Here is a 15881-nt window from a genome sequence, read left to right as displayed (position 1 = left end):
ACAGCGTAATCCAGGAGGAGCTCACTCCTCCTGCCATCCAAAGCGTCGCGAGGTGTTCCTAGCAGGATTTCTCGCTTCGCGGGAATTTTTTTAGCACTCTTCCTCAACCTGCAATTCTAAAATGTTCCCATATAATCCATTTTTCCAATAGTAACACCCAAACTTCTTAAGATGTCATAGGCTGTCGTAATGTGAAAGAAAAATTGCGGTATTCCATAATGTAAGAGATAGGTTTGGCCAACAAATTTTCGTTCTTTTGGTGTTCCCGGACGAATAATAATCTCTTTCGTCTCACTGCCATTAATATGTTCTGGAAGAATGCTGGAAAGAAAGAACAATGTTTTTTCGATACGGCCACGTAATTCAAAAAATGTTTTCTCGTTATCTTCAAAAGCAGGCACTTCGATATCTGCCAAACGAGCTGCAACACCTTTAGCAAAATCAGTCGCAATCTGTACTTGACGGGTGAAATTGAACATATCTGGGAAAAGGCTTGCTTGTAAAAACACATTGGGATCTATTTTGTTATTATCAATATGGGCTTGTGTTTTTTCCAAAATTGCATTTAATGCAGTAAGCATTTGTTTGAAAACCGGTACCGAAGCGGAGTACATTGAAATATTTTGTTTCATCCTTTTTCCTTCCTATTAAAATTCTGCTGCGAATTGCAATAAAGAATATTATCCGAAGATCGTCTATTATAAAATCTATTATTTATTGAATTCAGATTTCATTTTATGACCTCAAAAATCTTAATCATTACTGGCGTTATTTTACTGATAACAGGGATTTTTTGGTCATTTATAAAAAAATGGGGCTTGGGAAATTACCAGGTGATGTCATAATTCAGAAAAACAACTTCACTTTTTATTTTCCTATTACTACCTGCATCCTTATTAGTCTCGTTATTACGCTTATTTTTTGGTTTTCTTTAAATAGTCATTACTTGAAATCATTGACAACAATTTAATAACAATGATAAAAACATCACACACCCTAACTGATTAGGTATAAAAATGACTAAATTTTACGCTTTTCTTTTGATGGGTTTACTCGCTGGTACAAGTTTCGCCAAACCGTGTGTTAGTACACATAGAAGCTGTCTTAAACTTAAAAACCAAAATGCTCAATCTGCAAAAATTGAATGCAATTGGTTGAATGCAGTGGCTTCTGTAGGTAACTCACAGGGTTCGACGCAATTGGATTTAAGCTATGGCGATGGTCTTGGTGCTCCCGAACCGAGGCAGCTGTCTTGCAAACTAACAACTGGGCAGACAAAACAAGGTTTTGAGTTTCATAATCCCTATTGGGGCTCAATAATCGAATTTAATCTCATCTCGGAACGAATGCTTGAAGTCTACGTGACTGATGGATGGAGCTCCAAGGAAACACGTTATACATTTAGTTGGTAATTTTGACTAGGTTGGGCACTGGCCCAACCCTGCATCTTAATTATTCGCCACAGAACATCACTCTTAGTTATGTGTAGCCAGGCTAAAATCCCCTCTCAGCGGATCTTGACGATAAAACTGGGCCAGTAAAATATAAATCTCAGGATAATAGTGTTCTATTATTTCGGGTTTTTCGAAAAATAATTCAGAAAATACTGCAAAAAATTCAGATGGTGATGTAGCAGCATAAGGATCAATCGGAATAGGCTCGTTTTGTTGAAGTCGATTGACCAAATCATTATAACCTGAATTAAAAACCTCAGCCCAATGTGCCGCAGACATTCCTTTATGAAGCGGAGGAAATCCATTCGCTCGACCATTTTGCATATCCAACTTGTGCGCAAACTCATGTATCACCACATTACGGCCATTATGTCCACCATGATGTTGTGCATCGTCCCAAGAAATAATCACAGGACCACGTTGCCATGATTCACCGCTTAAATGAGCTCTCCCTAAATGTTCTATTCCAAACTCATCGATTACCTTGTTTTCTCGTGAATACGCCCCGGGATAAATTATGACTGAAACCCAACCTTCGTACCAATCAAGGCCAAGGTTCAAAATAGGAAGACACGCCTGTAACGCAATACTTAACTGCAGAGGAGTGGTTATCTGCAGATCGCCCACCCCTTCCAATGATTTGTAATAAAGAAATAAAATGGCTAATCGCTTTAATTTTATCTTTTCTTGTTCACTCAAGCGTCTCAATAAAAATAAATTATGAAATGCCTCATTCCACTCATCATTCGTTATCAATGAATGACGTATGATTCGTTCACACCACCATTCCTTCAACCTGCGGAACATTCCGCCAACCCTACTGCAACAAAAAAACGGAATAGTTCTCTTGAAAAAACACGACGCAGTCTTTTAATAACATAAAATAATATTCTCATTTTTTTCTTTAGTTGCATTGCTTTCTTCCCTGATTGTCTTCGCTATTTGACTGATATCTTGAGCTGCACCGCTCAACAAGATTCTAAATCAGCAGACTGTATCCGTCTTCTCCTAACCCATGCCGTTCAACTTGAGAAAGATTTATATCCCTATCTTGACTATTGAAATGGACTGGATCAGCTCTACCCAACACATAAGCACTGAGATCAGCGTATTCAATTGGCTTATCATCAGATTGCATCAACTCTTTGATTGCATTAAATCTCGATTGATTCAATGCGTTAACCAATGCTAAACCAGAGGCAGTTGTCTTATAAAAGCTATAGCGGTAACGGTCTCTTTGTAATCCAATTGCGAGAATATCTCTAAGTATAAAACTCAACTGCTCTTCACTATAAAATGCTCCATTTTCCAGCTCTGTTTTAATTTTTCTTAATAGTTGTCCCTTTCTACCTTGTTTGCTTTCAACGGTCATATTATTTTGGATAACTTCTATTAAATCAGATAAGTCTGCTTTGGTTAATTGATTTTTTTTCTTTTCTAAATGGATTCGTTCCGGTTCTACTTTTAAACATAATTCATCGGGATCATTAGACCTTGTATCAATAAGTTCACGGTGCGTTTTATTTAGATATTTGGCGGTATTCGAAACTGTTATTTTAGAACCATCCTGCGAATGTAACTTTCTACTTTTAGGAATAATATTCTTAATAATATTTGTCAGAGTTTGTGTCCATTTATTTCGCTCTCGTTCAAACTCGTTAATGATCTCAGATTGTTCAACATTTTCTCCCAACTTTGCCAAGCTGCCCACTCGACCCAAGAATTGGTACATAATCGCTTTACTGAGTTTCCTAATTACAGGAATGACATCAACCCCATAAATCAAATGTTTCGCATCATTCTCTTTGTTAAGATCCTGGAAAGCCTTTAAATGAGCTCCTAAAATAACCTCTTCTCTCACTTCGCAATGTTTGGGATAAGTAGGCCTTATGGGTATATGGAATTTAGCAAGAACGTGATCCACAAATTCGCCAGTATCATCACCTACCTCAAGATAGGGATACAGTGTTTCAACATAATTTAAGTTTTTAGAGCCAGATAAATCAACCGTACGATTCGCCAATGAATATTTAAAAAAATCTAAAAAAGCCGTGTAAAATAAATTACCTGGTACAGGATCTAAAAGAAGTAGATTCGTTTCCAGATGAAAGCGATCAACTTGGGATAATTTGAGGGTTGCCAAAATCGCCGCAATTCCACCTCGACTTAAGCCAATGCAGTTTAACTTTACTTTATATCCGTCTTGAATCAGCTTTTTGACCACTTCAACAACTTGATCACTTTGCTCCTCCAATCCGACACCAAATAAAACCCCTTTGTAACCATAATCAATACCACAACCATTAAAACCCATTTTATAATGAGTAGTATCTTTATCTTGATTAAGCTCTTTGGCTGAGCGGATACGTTGTCCCTTACAATCCTCCATCAAAACCCGATGCAAATGGGTATGAGGTTTTTCAATTTCGTAGATAGTTCCTTCAAAGATGGCGGTTAAGGTGATTTCTTTCATTAGGTATCTCTTTTAGCAGGCAATTTTGTGTGTATTCTAACAACTTCAATGAACAATTAACAATCATATTAATCACATTTTGAATTCCAAATCATTTAACTCAAAATATTCAATATCAATCACTTAGAGAAGATTTTTCTTCAATTTTCTTATGTGGGGTTGTTTTCATTGTATCAGTTTGATTTAATCAGCATTTTAAATATTTACTTTGTGGAAATTTTAAGCTCTAAAATCGAACCTTAGAACGGATACATGAATTGAAAATGAACGCCAACCTTACAATGAATAAGTCACTCGTTAGCCTAATTAACAAATTAAACAAACAATTCAATGATCTTGATTTGCATTTACATGCAGTGCAACACCAAAAGCAAGAGCTCGAACATCAAATTCAACACATTGAAGAGCAAATCAATCAAATTGTCCCTAACTCGCTCAGTATGAATCCCGAAATTGAAATCAATTGGCTTAATTTCCTTATGCAGCAGCAAGAAAAAAAAGAAGCGATGACTCTAGATCTTAAAAACTGTCAGGAACTCCAAAGTAAGTTACATGAAAAAATTACTCGCGTTAAAATGGAATTAAAAATGATAGAGCATTATTTGCAACGAGAAGAGAACCCTCAGAAAAAAAGGGCTTAGCTAAGAAAGACAATACCCTCTCGCACAATCCTCAGCTGTATTCCTCTCAGCGTCAATCACCACTTGCGCCGTTTCTGCTGCACCAGAAGTTCCTGAACTTGCAGCAATTAATGTACTCATTGATCGAGTAGCTATAGAGAGTAAACTGTGAGGAAAACTTATGATGGCCAGTAAAGCACCCACAGCAGATGTTGAAAGAGCTACTCCGGTAAAATAGAGTGCGAATCCAGCTAATTCAAGTACATTGTTTCGGAACTCTGTAGCACCAAATAAGTCAGCGCCAGCAGCAATAAGGTATGTCCCCATGCAAGCAACAGCCGAAGCCATAAAAGCAAATGCAGAAAACCCAGAGAGAACAAGACCACAAAATGGATAAAAACCAGGGGCAATTAATTCGCCCCCGAACTCACAAACATTTTCATAGGGAGTAAAAAAACCAGGGCGATTTCTGTAGGTTTCAACCGATCTATTTTTGATCTCTTTAATGGTTTGTCCATCAAAAATGTAATAGAGTTCTTTTTCACCGAGTAAATAAAGCATCAATATCCTCCTCCCCGCCTTTCTCCCAAAGCGAGCTTTGTTGAATTTAAGTTCAATCCCACAAGGGGAATTCATTCATCAGTTGGACATATGTCCCATTTGATTGGTGCCTTCCCAGGAATGACAAATAATTTTTTTTGCAGTGATCATATTTTTCCAAACCATTCACAAAGCCCACAATAAAAAGGGAGTTATTTGTTTCTCTTAAATAAGCATACTAGTCTGGATTTCAGTAGTAGTAGATGCCTCATTCATACATTCAAGCACATCAGCACCGACGGTAGCGAGACTACGAGTAGCCAACGTAATTAAAGAGCATGGAATACTCAAAACCGCCAATAAAAGGCTTGCTGCTGCGTTTGCAAGCGCATAACCGGTAAAAGATAAGAATTGGCTGGCAGCAGTAAGCGCATCATTGTGTAATGGAGTGTAACCCAATACTCCAGCCCCTATACCAACAAACCAACTTCCCAGGGCAGCAAAAGGCAAAACCACGCCCGCTATAATTCCAACTAAACCTAAAGCCGCAAATCCTAATGGATAAATAACCGACGCGATTAAACCGCCAACAAATTCTTTACCATCGTCATAGGGCTTAAAAAAGCATGGCCGCTTTTTATAAATCTCAATAAATCTTTTTGCTTCACCTGACAATAAATGATTGGGATCATCCCGATCATTAAGTACATAGCTAATCTCATCTAAACTGATTAATCCTAACATACATCCCTCATTGCGTTTAGTTTTTGCCCATGCTAAAGAGATGATTTGTTGATGTCAATTTATTAATATAAAAAATTTAAACCAGATACTGAATTGAAATTCATTACATAGTTAATGAGCGATCATTAAGCCAACCTTGAGGTTTCTAAACTCCCAAGGCGCAAATGTAACGATCATTGATACGCATCGAAGATTCACGATTTTTAAAACGTCCACAAGAAAAATATTTGAACAAATCCAAGAGACAACCCGCCTCAAGATGACACTCAAAAAGTCAATTCATAGAAATGGAGTTCCCTTAGTTTTTTACCTTTTAGGGGGTAATACTACACTCGCTACCCAGCCCCCTCCTAGAGCTTTAACCAAACCCACAGTAGAAGCCATTTGTAGGCCATCTACTTGTGTTGCTGCCTGTTCTGCTGCAAGTGCACTGATCTGAGCAGTAAGGACATTAGCATAAGTAACAGTTCCTGCCTCATATTGATTTTTAACTATTTTGAGTGCGAAAAGCGCATCGGCTGCTTCTTTATCTTGAACTAGACTTTGTTGTTCCAAAAGACGTAAAGAAATCAAATTATCCTCCACGTTTTGAAAAGCAGAGAGCACTACTTGACGGTAATTGGCGACCTGAGCCATGTATTGTGCTTTTGCCGCCCTCACTCCCGCAGAACGATAGCCTCCATCTAAAATAGTTTCTGCCAGTTGAAAACCAGTAGACCAACTGATTGCAGGTTTGTGAATCAGTTGATGAAAGCTGTGCCCAGCAGCACTAATGGTTCCAGTTAGAGTTAAATTAGGAAAATAGGCAGCAACGGCGACTCCAATTAACGCACTGGCTTGTTGCACCAAACGCTCGGCTTGTGCAATATCAGGCCTTCGTTCCAGCCAAACGCTAGGGACTTGCAAGGGAATTGGTGGTGGTTTTAATTTAATAATCACTGGTTTTAGCGTAAAATAAGCAGGTGGACGTCCCATCAATACAGCAATTGCATGTTCGTATTGACCGCGTAAAATACCGTTATTAATCGCTGATGCTTGAGCCGCTTCGAGCTGGATTTGAGCTTGAACCACATTGGCACGTGATACAACCCCCGATTTGTATTGATTTTTTGTAAATTGTAAAATGTTTCTATAAGCAATCACCGTATCATCTAAATACTTTTGCACCTTATCCAATGTACGTAATTCAAAATAATATTGTGCTAAAGCACCTTGAGCGGATAAACGCGTCACACCGATCAATGCTTCATTAGATTCTGCTAAAGAAAGATCTGCCTCTATGGTTCGACGCACAAGTCCCCAAAGATCGGGTTCCCAAGTTGCATTCAAAAAAGCGGTATAAATTGTTGTGGTTTTTGCTGCAGGTACAATATTGGTCGTTGCCGTTCCTGTAGTTCCAGAGGTAGTGATAATAGATGTCGACCCTCCAGCTTGACGTTGTTCAAATAAACTAAAGGCACCAACTAGCGTGGGATACAAACTCGCCCGAGCCTGGTCAACAATTGCGAGCGACTGTCGGAAGTTTGCCTCAGCATTCACAATACTTTGGTTGTAGTGATACAACTGATTCTCCAGATCATTCAATACTGGATCATTAAAAACCTTCCACCATTCACCTCTGTCCCTATCATCCTGGGGCTGGATAGGTTTCCAATTTTTACGCTTGGTTCCAATTTCTGTTTTGCCTTTGGCTTCTTTAAAATGTGGCGGTACTACAAGTTTTGGAGGTACATAATTAGGACCGACCATACAAGAAGAAAATATGCAAGAAGACAGTGCTAAAAATAAAAAAAACTTGAATTTCTTAAAAGATTGTAGCGATCTTAATCGTTTATGAGTGGCCATAGGCACCTCGTAACTTAAATCGTTTTATAAAATGACGCACACGTAATCCTGCAGTATCCATTGCCAAATAAATGACTGGGGTAGTGTACAGTGTTAACAGCTGACTTACGATTAAGCCGCCAACAATTGCGATTCCAAGCGGTCGCCGTAATTCAGAACCCACACCAAAGCCGATGACCAGAGGCATAGCGCCTAATATAGCCGCCATAGTAGTCATCATGATTGGACGAAAACGTAATAATGCTGCTTCATAAATCGCTTCGCGCGGTGATTTATTTTCCTTGCGCTCAGCCTCTAAAGCAAAATCTATCATCATAATGGCATTTTTTTTCACTATACCAATAAGAAGGATCATTCCAATAAGAGCAATAATACTTAAGTCTGAATGGAACAACATTAAAGCCAGTAATGCACCAACCCCTGCTGAGGGTAAAGTAGATAAAATAGTAATCGGATGAATCAAACTTTCATAAAGCATTCCCAACACAACATAAACAGCGAGAATAGCACTCATAATCAAAAATTTTTCGTTCGCAAAAGACTCCTGAAATGCTTGGGCTGTTCCTTGAAATGCCCCACGCATCGTTGGGGGTAAATTCATTTTATTAATGATTTGCGTCACTTTATGTACCGCCCCACCTAAAGAGGTACCTGGAGCTAAATTAAACGAGAATGTTGCTGCTGGAGCCTGACCTTGATGATTGACAGACAACAAAGTTGCCCCTTGTTCGAAACGCGCAAATGTAGATAAAGGGACTTTATTGCCATCAGGGGAATTAACATAAATTTCCTCCAACACTTTGGGATATTGCCAATATTTTTCCGCCACATTCATTACTACGTAATATTGGTTCATGGGCATATACATCACTGAAATTTGACTTTGCCCAAAGGCATTATATAACACGTTATCAATTTGCTCCGGTGTAAGCCCAAAACGAGAAGCGGTGTCATGATCTACATTTACAAAGACTTGCAACCCATGATTTAGCTGATCATTATTCAGGTCAACAATCCCATGTAGTTTTGACAAGTTTTGCATAATTAGGGGTGTCCAAGTCGCAAGATCCTTTAAATTATCAGCCGACACGGTGTATTGAAATTGTGCCGCACTCTGTCTCCCACCTAGAGTCAAATCCTGCGCTGCTTGCATATAGAGTGTTGCCCCAGAAATATGAGATAAATTCGCTCGTAACCTGTCCTTCAACTCATCTGTAGTCTCTTTATTGAGTACAGATGACTTCATCATAATAAATACAGACCCAGTATTTGCCGTATTATTCCCTGGACCGCTCCCTATAAAAGCAGCTACATTTTCTACTGCAGGATCTTTACGAATTTCAGAAACAAATTGAATTAATTTTTTTTTCATTGCATCAAATGAAATATTTTGATCAGCCTGTAATGACCCCACAATTCTGCCGGTATTCTGTTGGGGGAAAAAACCTTTGGGAATGATAATAAATAAATAAGTAGTCAGTAAAATAGTACCCAAAGTTATCACTATCATGAGTATGGGGTGGTATAATGCCCAACGCAGGCCCCGTGCATAATGCATTCTGATATATTCATTAAAACGTATAAAAAAGTGATCCTTTTCACCCTCATCTGCATCAAGCATTCGTGAGCACATCATTGGCGTCAAAGTTAATGAAACAGCCATAGAGATAATGATTGCCAGTGAAAGCGTAACCACAAACTCACGGAATAGACGTCCAACTATTCCCCCCATCAGCAGGATGGGAATAAAAACTGCAACTAATGAAATACTGATTGATAATACAGTAAAACCAATTTCTTTAGAGCCATCTAAAGCTGCCTGGAATGGTTTTTTACCCATGCCAATATGGCGAGAAATATTTTCAAGTACAACAACCGCATCATCCACTACAAAGCCAGTTGAAATGGTTAATGCCATCAGCGATAAATTATCGAGACTGTAGTTTAATAATTTCATAACTGCGAAGGTACCAAGCAAAGACAATGGTACAGCAATTCCAGGAATCATCATGGCACGTATGCTGCCAAGAAAGAAATAGGTAACAAAAATTACCAAACACATTGCAATAAGTAAGGTAATTTCGACATCGTGCAATGATGTTCGAATTGTTGTTGTTCTATCCATTAAAATATTTAATTTAATGTCACTGGGAATTGACGCTTCAAGTTGTGGCAACATTGCTTTTATGCTGTCAACTGTTTTGATTATATTGGCGCCTGGCTCTTTAAACAAAACCAGCAAAACAGCAGGTTTTCCATTAGAGATACCCGCATTATGAACATCAGCAACTGAATCAATAACATCAGCTACATCAGAAAGCCGCACTGGTTGATTGTTATAATAACTAATAATAAGGGGAGCGTATCCGGCAGCCTTGAGTATTTGATCATTACTTTTAATTGTTGAGGCTAAATCCTCACGAATCAATTGACCTTTTGCTTGGTTTAAATTAGCAGCAGCAATTGCATTGGCAAGTTGCGTCAATCCTAATCCATAACTGTTTAATGCAGTCGGATTGATTTCAACCCGTACAGCAGGCAAAGAGCTTCCACCGACGTTTACTTGCCCTACTCCTTCACTTCGCAAAATTTTTTGTTGCAAAAAGGTAGATGCTACATCATACAATTGGCCAGGGCTTTTTTTATCTGAGGTCAAGGCAATAATCATAATCGGCGCATCAGCAGGATTTACCTTGCGATAGGTTGGGTTATTCGTCAAATTCGTGGGTAATTGACTTAAAGAGGCGTTAATAGCTGCCTGTATGTCCCGCGCAGCTCCATCAATATTGCGAGATAAGTCAAATTGAACCGTTATCATCGATTGTCCTAAGGTACTCGATGAAGTCAGTTGAGTGATTCCCGCAATAAGCCCAATCTGACGTTCTAAGGGAGCGGCTACTGAAGTGGCCATTACTTCCGGACTTCCGCCCGGTAACTGAGCTTGAACTGTAATTGTGGGAAAATCAATTTGTGGTAAAGGAGCCACAGGTAAAAAATTAAATGCGAGGATACCCGCAAAACTCAGTCCAAAGGCAAGTAATATTGTTCCTATGGGTTTATGAATAAATAAAGAGGATAAATTCATACCTCTCCCCCCACTTTATCCGTGTTACTGCGATAACTCATTACTTTGCGTGATAATCGATCAAACGTCAGATAGATAATTGGAGTTGTGTACAAAGTAACTAATTGACTAACCATTAGACCACCAATAATCGCAATTCCTAATGGGCGTCGTAACTCGCCGCCGATACCGTTACTAAGGGCTAAAGGGATTGCGCCTAGCATTGAAGCCATAGTCGTCATCAAAATCGGTCTAAAACGTAATAGCGCAGCCTCATAAATTGCATCCACAGGTTTTCTTTTGTATTCACGCTCTTGTTCAAGCGCAAAGTCAATCATCATAATGGCATTTTTTAATACAATACCGATTAATAAAATAATGGCGATTAAAGCAATAATACTGAACTCATTATTGGTGAGATACAATGCTAACAAAGCACCCATTGTAGCTGAGGGTAATGTAGACAAAATAGTTAAGGGATGGATATAGCTTTCATAAAGCACTCCCAAAACAATATACACGACGACAACTGCAGCAACAATCAACCATCCTTCATTCGCAAGCGCATTTTGAAAGCTTTTTGCCGTCCCTTGGAAATCAGCAGTTATACTCAGAGGTAAATCAAGATTTTTCCTCATCTCATCGATTTGTTTTACTGCCTCTCCTAATGAACCATTCTTAGAGAGATTGAAAGAAAGTGTAGCTGATGGAAATTGGTCCTTATGGGCAATGACTAATGGCCCTACAGTTTGTTTCACACTGGCAATAGTCTTAATAGGAACTGAGCCACTGGATGTAGTTATAGATGAGGATACCGAGCCTGGGGTAATAAGCGCTCCTAATGAATTAACCGTTGGATAATTTATCCCTGGACTTGAGGCGTTCGTTACTGAGGAAGTACGAGGAGAAGAATTATAGACTGTGGAATTGATATAGATATTATCAAAGGCAATGGGTTCCTTTTGTAACTCAGGCAAAACCTCCAAAACAACTCGATATTGGTTTCGTTGGGTAAACATAGTCGATATTTGCCGCTGGCCAAATGAATCATAAAGGGTATCATCAACCATTTGCATGCTGATTCCGAGGCGATATGCCGTATCACGGTCAACATTCAATTCGGTGACCAAACCTAGATTTTGTTGATCCGAGTTGACATCTTTTAACGCCGGTAACTTTTGCATGCGTTGCAACATTAATTTTGACCATTGGGTCACTTCCTGAAGGTCAGGTCCATTCACACTGTATTGAAACTCAGTGCGACTTGTTAACGTATCTATCGTTAAATCCTGGACTGGCTGCATGTACAATGTTGCACCAACCACATTTCTTACCTTAGATTGCAATCGGCTTATGACTTCAGCCACACCGGGACGTTCATCAAAAGGTTTAAGATTAATAAGAATCCGCCCACTATTTAAAGTTATATTGGTCCCATCAATTCCAATAAATGAAGACAAACTTTCTACAGCAGGATCAGAAAGTACCGCTTTTGCTAAAGCTTTCTGACGATTCGCCATTTCTTGAAATGAAACGGAGTCAGCCGCAACAGAAATCCCTTGAATCACCCCAGTATCTTGAATAGGGAAAAAACCTTTAGGAATAAGAAATAACAAAATCCCAGTGATAATTATGGTAACAAAGAAAATGACTAGAATTAGTGGTTGGCGTGATAAAACCCAACGCAAAGACAATTTATATTGTTCAATAAGATAGTTTAAATTTCTTTCGAGAAATTTTTGTAAGTCATTACTTTTGCTTTCGCTTTCTGGTTTTAAAATGCGAGAACACAACATTGGAGTCAAGGTTAAGGAAACGAATGCAGAAATTGCAATCGTTATCGTTAAAGTCAAAGCAAATTCTCGAAATAATCTACCTACAACATCCCCCATAAACAACAAAGGAATGAGAACCGCAATCAGTGATATAGACAATGAAATTATTGTAAAACCAATTTGTTCTGCTCCTTTTACCGCGGCGACTAATGGTTTTTCACCATGCTCAATGTAGCGCATAATATTTTCAATCATCACAATCGCATCGTCGACCACAAACCCTGCTGCAATAGTCAATCCCATTAAAGTCAGATTGTTAAGACTGAATCCTAATAAGTACATTAGCCCCAGAGTACCTACCAGCGCCAAAGGTACTGAAATACTGGGAATAATCGTTGCAGGTAATTTTCGTAAGAAAAGAAAAATGACCATAACCACCAACGCTACAGACAATAGTAATTCGAATTGAACATTTTTTACCGATGCCTGAATGCTAAGAGTACGGTCAGTAAGTACCTTAATTTCCATTCCCGCAGGAATTGCGGATTGCATTCGACTCAATAGATGTTTAACCCGTTGAGCCACTTCAATCACATTAGCCCCAGGTTGCCTTTGAACGTTTACAATAATCGCAGGCTCATTGTTCATCCATGCTTCCTGCATGGTATTTTCCGCGCCATCTATGACATGAGCTATATCAGATAAACGAACTGGAGCACCATTTTGATAAGATACAATAAGAGGACGGTACGCTTCTGCTGACAACAATTGATCATTTGAATTAATTGTATATGCCAACCGAGGGCCAGAAAAACTCCCTTTTGCTGTATTCACATTTGAAGCCATAACAATAGCGCGCAGATCTTCTAGAGTTAATCCATAAGCAGATAATGCATTGGGGTTAGCTTGAATACGTACTGCAGGCCGATGCCCTCCTCCCAAACTGACTAATCCCACACCGGTTAATTGAGAAATTTTTGGAACCAAACGAGTCTCAGCATAATCCTCAACTTGTGTTAAAGGGATCGTTTTTGAAGTCAATGCTAAACTAAGAATTGGTGTATCTGCTGGGTTTACTTTGCTATAAACGGGGGGATTTGGTAAATCAGCAGGTAAATAACTACTCGCTGCATTGATTGATTGTTGGACTTCTTGTTCGGCAACATCTAATGAGAGATCGAGTTTAAACTGTAACGTAATAATCGATGAACCATATGAACTATTTGAGGTCATTTGCTCCAAGCCTGGCATTTGTCCAAATTGTCGCTCAAGTGGTGCAGTAACCGTGGTGCTCATCACGTATGGACTCGCTCCTGGATAAAAAGTAGATACTTGAATGGTGGGATATTCCACATCAGGCAAGGCCGAAACAGGCAACAATTTATAAGAAAGGACTCCGCTCAAGAAAATAGCGAACATTAACAATGAGGTGGCTATAGCTCTTGCAATAAAGGGGCCTGAAATACTCATGTGATATTGCGGGTTATGGATTCATTAGGCCTCTCTCGAATCTCTATTGCAGAGGTCCACTGCGTCTTCGGTACAGTACTCGAATCCTCATGTACTGAGGTATACATTCCGGTTATGTGTTTTGCTCCTCCTAACACTGGTCTGTCCAAAGCGAATTTAGATAGAGGTTTATTACCTGCTTTTTGAAGTGGCTTGCTGGAATGCTCATTTTGGACAAATACCGCCGAGCCATCCATTAATTTATCGGCCCCATTTACAACTACTTTTTGGCCTGGCAGCACACCGCTTTTGATTACAGTATAATCACCACTGGTGGGACCCATAACCACAGTTTGTGCAGTCACGGTATTATTTGCATGAATCACATAAATAAAATCTTTTTTGGTTGCGTGTTGTATTGCCGCCGTGGGCACAACGGTCACTTGTTTCAAGGTTTCAATTAAAATTTTTACATTAACAAATTGATTTGGAAATAATTTATTTTTTTCATTGTTAAAAATCCCTCTTAGCCTTACTGTTCCGGTAGTTGTACTGATTTGGTTATCCAAAGCCAACAATTTCCCTATTCCCAGCAAGGTCTTCTGTTGTCGATCATAAACTTTCACTTGCATCTCTTTTCCAGCATAAGCCTGAGGTGCAATTTTTGGCACATAATCCTCCGCAACAGGGAAAATTACGGTAATGGGATTATGTGTCGTGATCACTGCAATACCTTGGGTATTTGACGTTTGCACAAAATTACCGGGGTCAACCAAGCGCAAACCGATTCGCCCATCGATTGGGGAAGTGATATTACAATAGATAAGATTGATTTTAGTACTCTGAATCAAGCCTAAATCAGTTTTAACATTACCCTCATATTGCTCTACAAGTGATTGCTGGGTCGCTAGGGTTTGTTGGGAAATAGAGTCTTCTTTCCATAATTTTTGATAACGTTTTAAGTCAATTCGGGCATTGGCTAATAGCGCCGAATCCCGCTTGAGATCCCCTTCATATTGAGTAAGCAATGCCTCATAAGGACGTTGATCAATTTGGGCAAGTAGCTCCCCTTTCTTAACCAACTGCCCTTCTTTAAAAAGGACTTTCATTAATAACCCATTGATTTGGGTTTGCACTGTCACTGTATAAACCGGCGTTACCGTACCCAGTGCTGGAGCATAAATGGGTACATCACGAGTGGAAGAAATTCCAGCAACAACAGGAATAGGTTTGGGAGCCGTATTTTTTGATTTTTTAGTGGCGATATAAAGCCATAATGCTGCAACCAAAGTAATGCAAAGGATGACTAGTCCTAAGAAATTATCTGCTGAAACACGTTCTTGCCAACGCCTAGAAATCACCGTTTGATTATGCTTCGTAGGTGATTTTTTTTCTTCCATAAAAACCAGTTTCCTTGAGCGAAAATGAAGAAAGTCATCATAACGAATTTTCATGAGGGTAGCAAAAAAATCTAATGAAAGACAGGTCACGCCCATTTGTGTCTTAAGATACGTCCTGTTGTTTAAGAAAAAAACTAAAATTGACACTATACTAATAAAAAAGACTTTTTATTGCCCATGGTTATTTCGCTCAGGAGAGAATATGGAAATAAAAACCTTTCAATTCCTCAGGAATAAAGGATGGAACTTGGAAGAGTTTCCCGATCTAGACTCAGAGAACACCTTAGTGCTTATTTTTGCAGCACCAGAGTTCATTGATTTTCAAGAACCGATTATTCAATTATCGAATTTTTATTGCAAATCAAAAGTCATAGGTTGCTCCACAGCAGGCGAAATTTATGGTGATGATCTTTTTGACCACAGCATTACCGTTGCTGTGGTCAAATTTACCAAAACAGCATTAAAAACTCATGTTACGCACATGACCTTGTAGTTTGAATAAAAAGCATTAGAATTT

At 39.0% G+C, this 15881-nt stretch carries 13 protein-coding genes; 4 read left to right on the top strand and 9 right to left on the bottom strand.

Going from position 1 to position 15881, the window contains the following annotated elements; genetic code table 11:
- Positions 1-116: 116 nt before the first annotated feature.
- Entirely contained in the window at positions 117-632 is a 516-nt protein-coding gene (locus OQJ26_RS14150) for a DUF1993 domain-containing protein (protein WP_265704391.1), read from the bottom strand.
- A 179-nt stretch (positions 633-811) separates the two neighbouring features.
- Here OQJ26_RS14150 and OQJ26_RS14145 point away from each other — a divergent pair, with 179 nt between their 5' ends.
- Together OQJ26_RS14145 and OQJ26_RS14140 are read left to right on the top strand one after the other, a co-directional pair.
- Entirely contained in the window at positions 812-970 is a 159-nt protein-coding gene (locus OQJ26_RS14145; RefSeq protein ID WP_265704460.1) for a DUF2905 domain-containing protein, read from the top strand.
- A gap of 46 nt (positions 971-1016) precedes the next feature.
- Positions 1017-1412: a hypothetical protein gene (locus OQJ26_RS14140; RefSeq protein ID WP_265704390.1), complete on the top strand. Its 396-nt coding sequence runs from the start codon at positions 1017-1019 to the stop codon at positions 1410-1412.
- Between the two features lie 63 nt (positions 1413-1475).
- Here OQJ26_RS14140 and OQJ26_RS14135 read toward each other — a convergent pair whose 3' ends face one another.
- Both OQJ26_RS14135 and OQJ26_RS14130 read right to left on the bottom strand, forming a co-directional pair.
- Positions 1476-2261 (bottom strand): M90 family metallopeptidase, encoded by a 786-nt coding sequence (locus OQJ26_RS14135; protein WP_265704389.1) that lies wholly within the window; start codon positions 2259-2261, stop codon positions 1476-1478.
- Positions 2262-2433: 172 nt separating this feature from the next.
- On the bottom strand, positions 2434-3927 hold the full coding sequence (locus tag OQJ26_RS14130; RefSeq protein WP_265704388.1) for a hypothetical protein: 1494 nt from the start codon (positions 3925-3927) through the stop codon (positions 2434-2436).
- Positions 3928-4190: 263 nt separating this feature from the next.
- Here OQJ26_RS14130 and OQJ26_RS14125 point away from each other — a divergent pair, with 263 nt between their 5' ends.
- A complete protein-coding gene (locus tag OQJ26_RS14125) occupies positions 4191-4568 on the top strand; it encodes a hypothetical protein (protein ID WP_265704387.1) in 378 nt (125 codons plus the stop codon).
- Here the strand turns inward: OQJ26_RS14125 and OQJ26_RS14120 are convergent, their stop codons facing one another.
- The 6 genes from OQJ26_RS14120 to OQJ26_RS14095 form a co-directional block, all read right to left on the bottom strand.
- The gene (locus OQJ26_RS14120) at positions 4569-5108 is read right to left on the bottom strand and encodes a hypothetical protein (protein WP_265704386.1); all 540 of its coding nucleotides are present in this window, start codon (positions 5106-5108) and stop codon (positions 4569-4571) included. It abuts the gene before it with no gap.
- Between the two features lie 204 nt (positions 5109-5312).
- A complete protein-coding gene (locus OQJ26_RS14115) occupies positions 5313-5831 on the bottom strand; it encodes a hypothetical protein (RefSeq protein WP_265704385.1) in 519 nt (172 codons plus the stop codon).
- A gap of 306 nt (positions 5832-6137) precedes the next feature.
- Complete coding sequence (locus OQJ26_RS14110) at positions 6138-7676, bottom strand: efflux transporter outer membrane subunit (RefSeq protein WP_265704384.1); 1539 nt, start codon at positions 7674-7676, stop codon at positions 6138-6140.
- Entirely contained in the window at positions 7663-10761 is a 3099-nt protein-coding gene (locus tag OQJ26_RS14105) for an efflux RND transporter permease subunit (protein ID WP_265704383.1), read from the bottom strand. Before OQJ26_RS14105 ends, OQJ26_RS14110 begins: the two co-directional genes overlap by 14 nt.
- Positions 10758-13985: an efflux RND transporter permease subunit gene (locus tag OQJ26_RS14100; RefSeq protein ID WP_265704382.1), complete on the bottom strand. Its 3228-nt coding sequence runs from the start codon at positions 13983-13985 to the stop codon at positions 10758-10760. Before OQJ26_RS14100 ends, OQJ26_RS14105 begins: the two co-directional genes overlap by 4 nt.
- Positions 13982-15364, bottom strand: coding sequence for an efflux RND transporter periplasmic adaptor subunit (locus tag OQJ26_RS14095; RefSeq protein ID WP_265704381.1), 1383 nt, complete (start codon positions 15362-15364; stop codon positions 13982-13984). The genes OQJ26_RS14100 and OQJ26_RS14095 overlap by 4 nt, the downstream gene beginning before the upstream one ends.
- 202 nt (positions 15365-15566) lie before the next feature.
- Between OQJ26_RS14095 and OQJ26_RS14090 the strand changes: the two genes are divergently transcribed.
- Positions 15567-15857 (top strand): FIST N-terminal domain-containing protein, encoded by a 291-nt coding sequence (locus OQJ26_RS14090; RefSeq protein ID WP_265704380.1) that lies wholly within the window; start codon positions 15567-15569, stop codon positions 15855-15857.
- Positions 15858-15881 lie beyond the last annotated feature (24 nt).

Source organism: Legionella sheltonii (assembly GCF_026191355.1).
Classification (GTDB): Bacteria; Pseudomonadota; Gammaproteobacteria; order Legionellales; family Legionellaceae; genus Legionella; species Legionella sheltonii.
This window is presented reverse-complemented; position numbering and strand designations above follow the sequence as displayed.

Coding starts and splice junctions, on each gene's coding strand:
- OQJ26_RS14150 (WP_265704391.1), bottom strand. CDS start 632: ATGAAACAAAATATTTCAATGTACTCCGCTTCGGTACCGGTTTTCAAA.
- OQJ26_RS14145 (WP_265704460.1), top strand. CDS start 812: ATGGGGCTTGGGAAATTACCAGGTGATGTCATAATTCAGAAAAACAAC.
- OQJ26_RS14140 (WP_265704390.1), top strand. CDS start 1,017: ATGACTAAATTTTACGCTTTTCTTTTGATGGGTTTACTCGCTGGTACA.
- OQJ26_RS14135 (WP_265704389.1), bottom strand. CDS start 2,261: ATGTTCCGCAGGTTGAAGGAATGGTGGTGTGAACGAATCATACGTCAT.
- OQJ26_RS14130 (WP_265704388.1), bottom strand. CDS start 3,927: ATGAAAGAAATCACCTTAACCGCCATCTTTGAAGGAACTATCTACGAA.
- OQJ26_RS14125 (WP_265704387.1), top strand. CDS start 4,191: ATGAACGCCAACCTTACAATGAATAAGTCACTCGTTAGCCTAATTAAC.
- OQJ26_RS14120 (WP_265704386.1), bottom strand. CDS start 5,108: ATGCTTTATTTACTCGGTGAAAAAGAACTCTATTACATTTTTGATGGA.
- OQJ26_RS14115 (WP_265704385.1), bottom strand. CDS start 5,831: ATGTTAGGATTAATCAGTTTAGATGAGATTAGCTATGTACTTAATGAT.
- OQJ26_RS14110 (WP_265704384.1), bottom strand. CDS start 7,676: ATGGCCACTCATAAACGATTAAGATCGCTACAATCTTTTAAGAAATTC.
- OQJ26_RS14105 (WP_265704383.1), bottom strand. CDS start 10,761: ATGAATTTATCCTCTTTATTTATTCATAAACCCATAGGAACAATATTA.
- OQJ26_RS14100 (WP_265704382.1), bottom strand. CDS start 13,985: ATGAGTATTTCAGGCCCCTTTATTGCAAGAGCTATAGCCACCTCATTG.
- OQJ26_RS14095 (WP_265704381.1), bottom strand. CDS start 15,364: ATGGAAGAAAAAAAATCACCTACGAAGCATAATCAAACGGTGATTTCT.
- OQJ26_RS14090 (WP_265704380.1), top strand. CDS start 15,567: ATGGAAATAAAAACCTTTCAATTCCTCAGGAATAAAGGATGGAACTTG.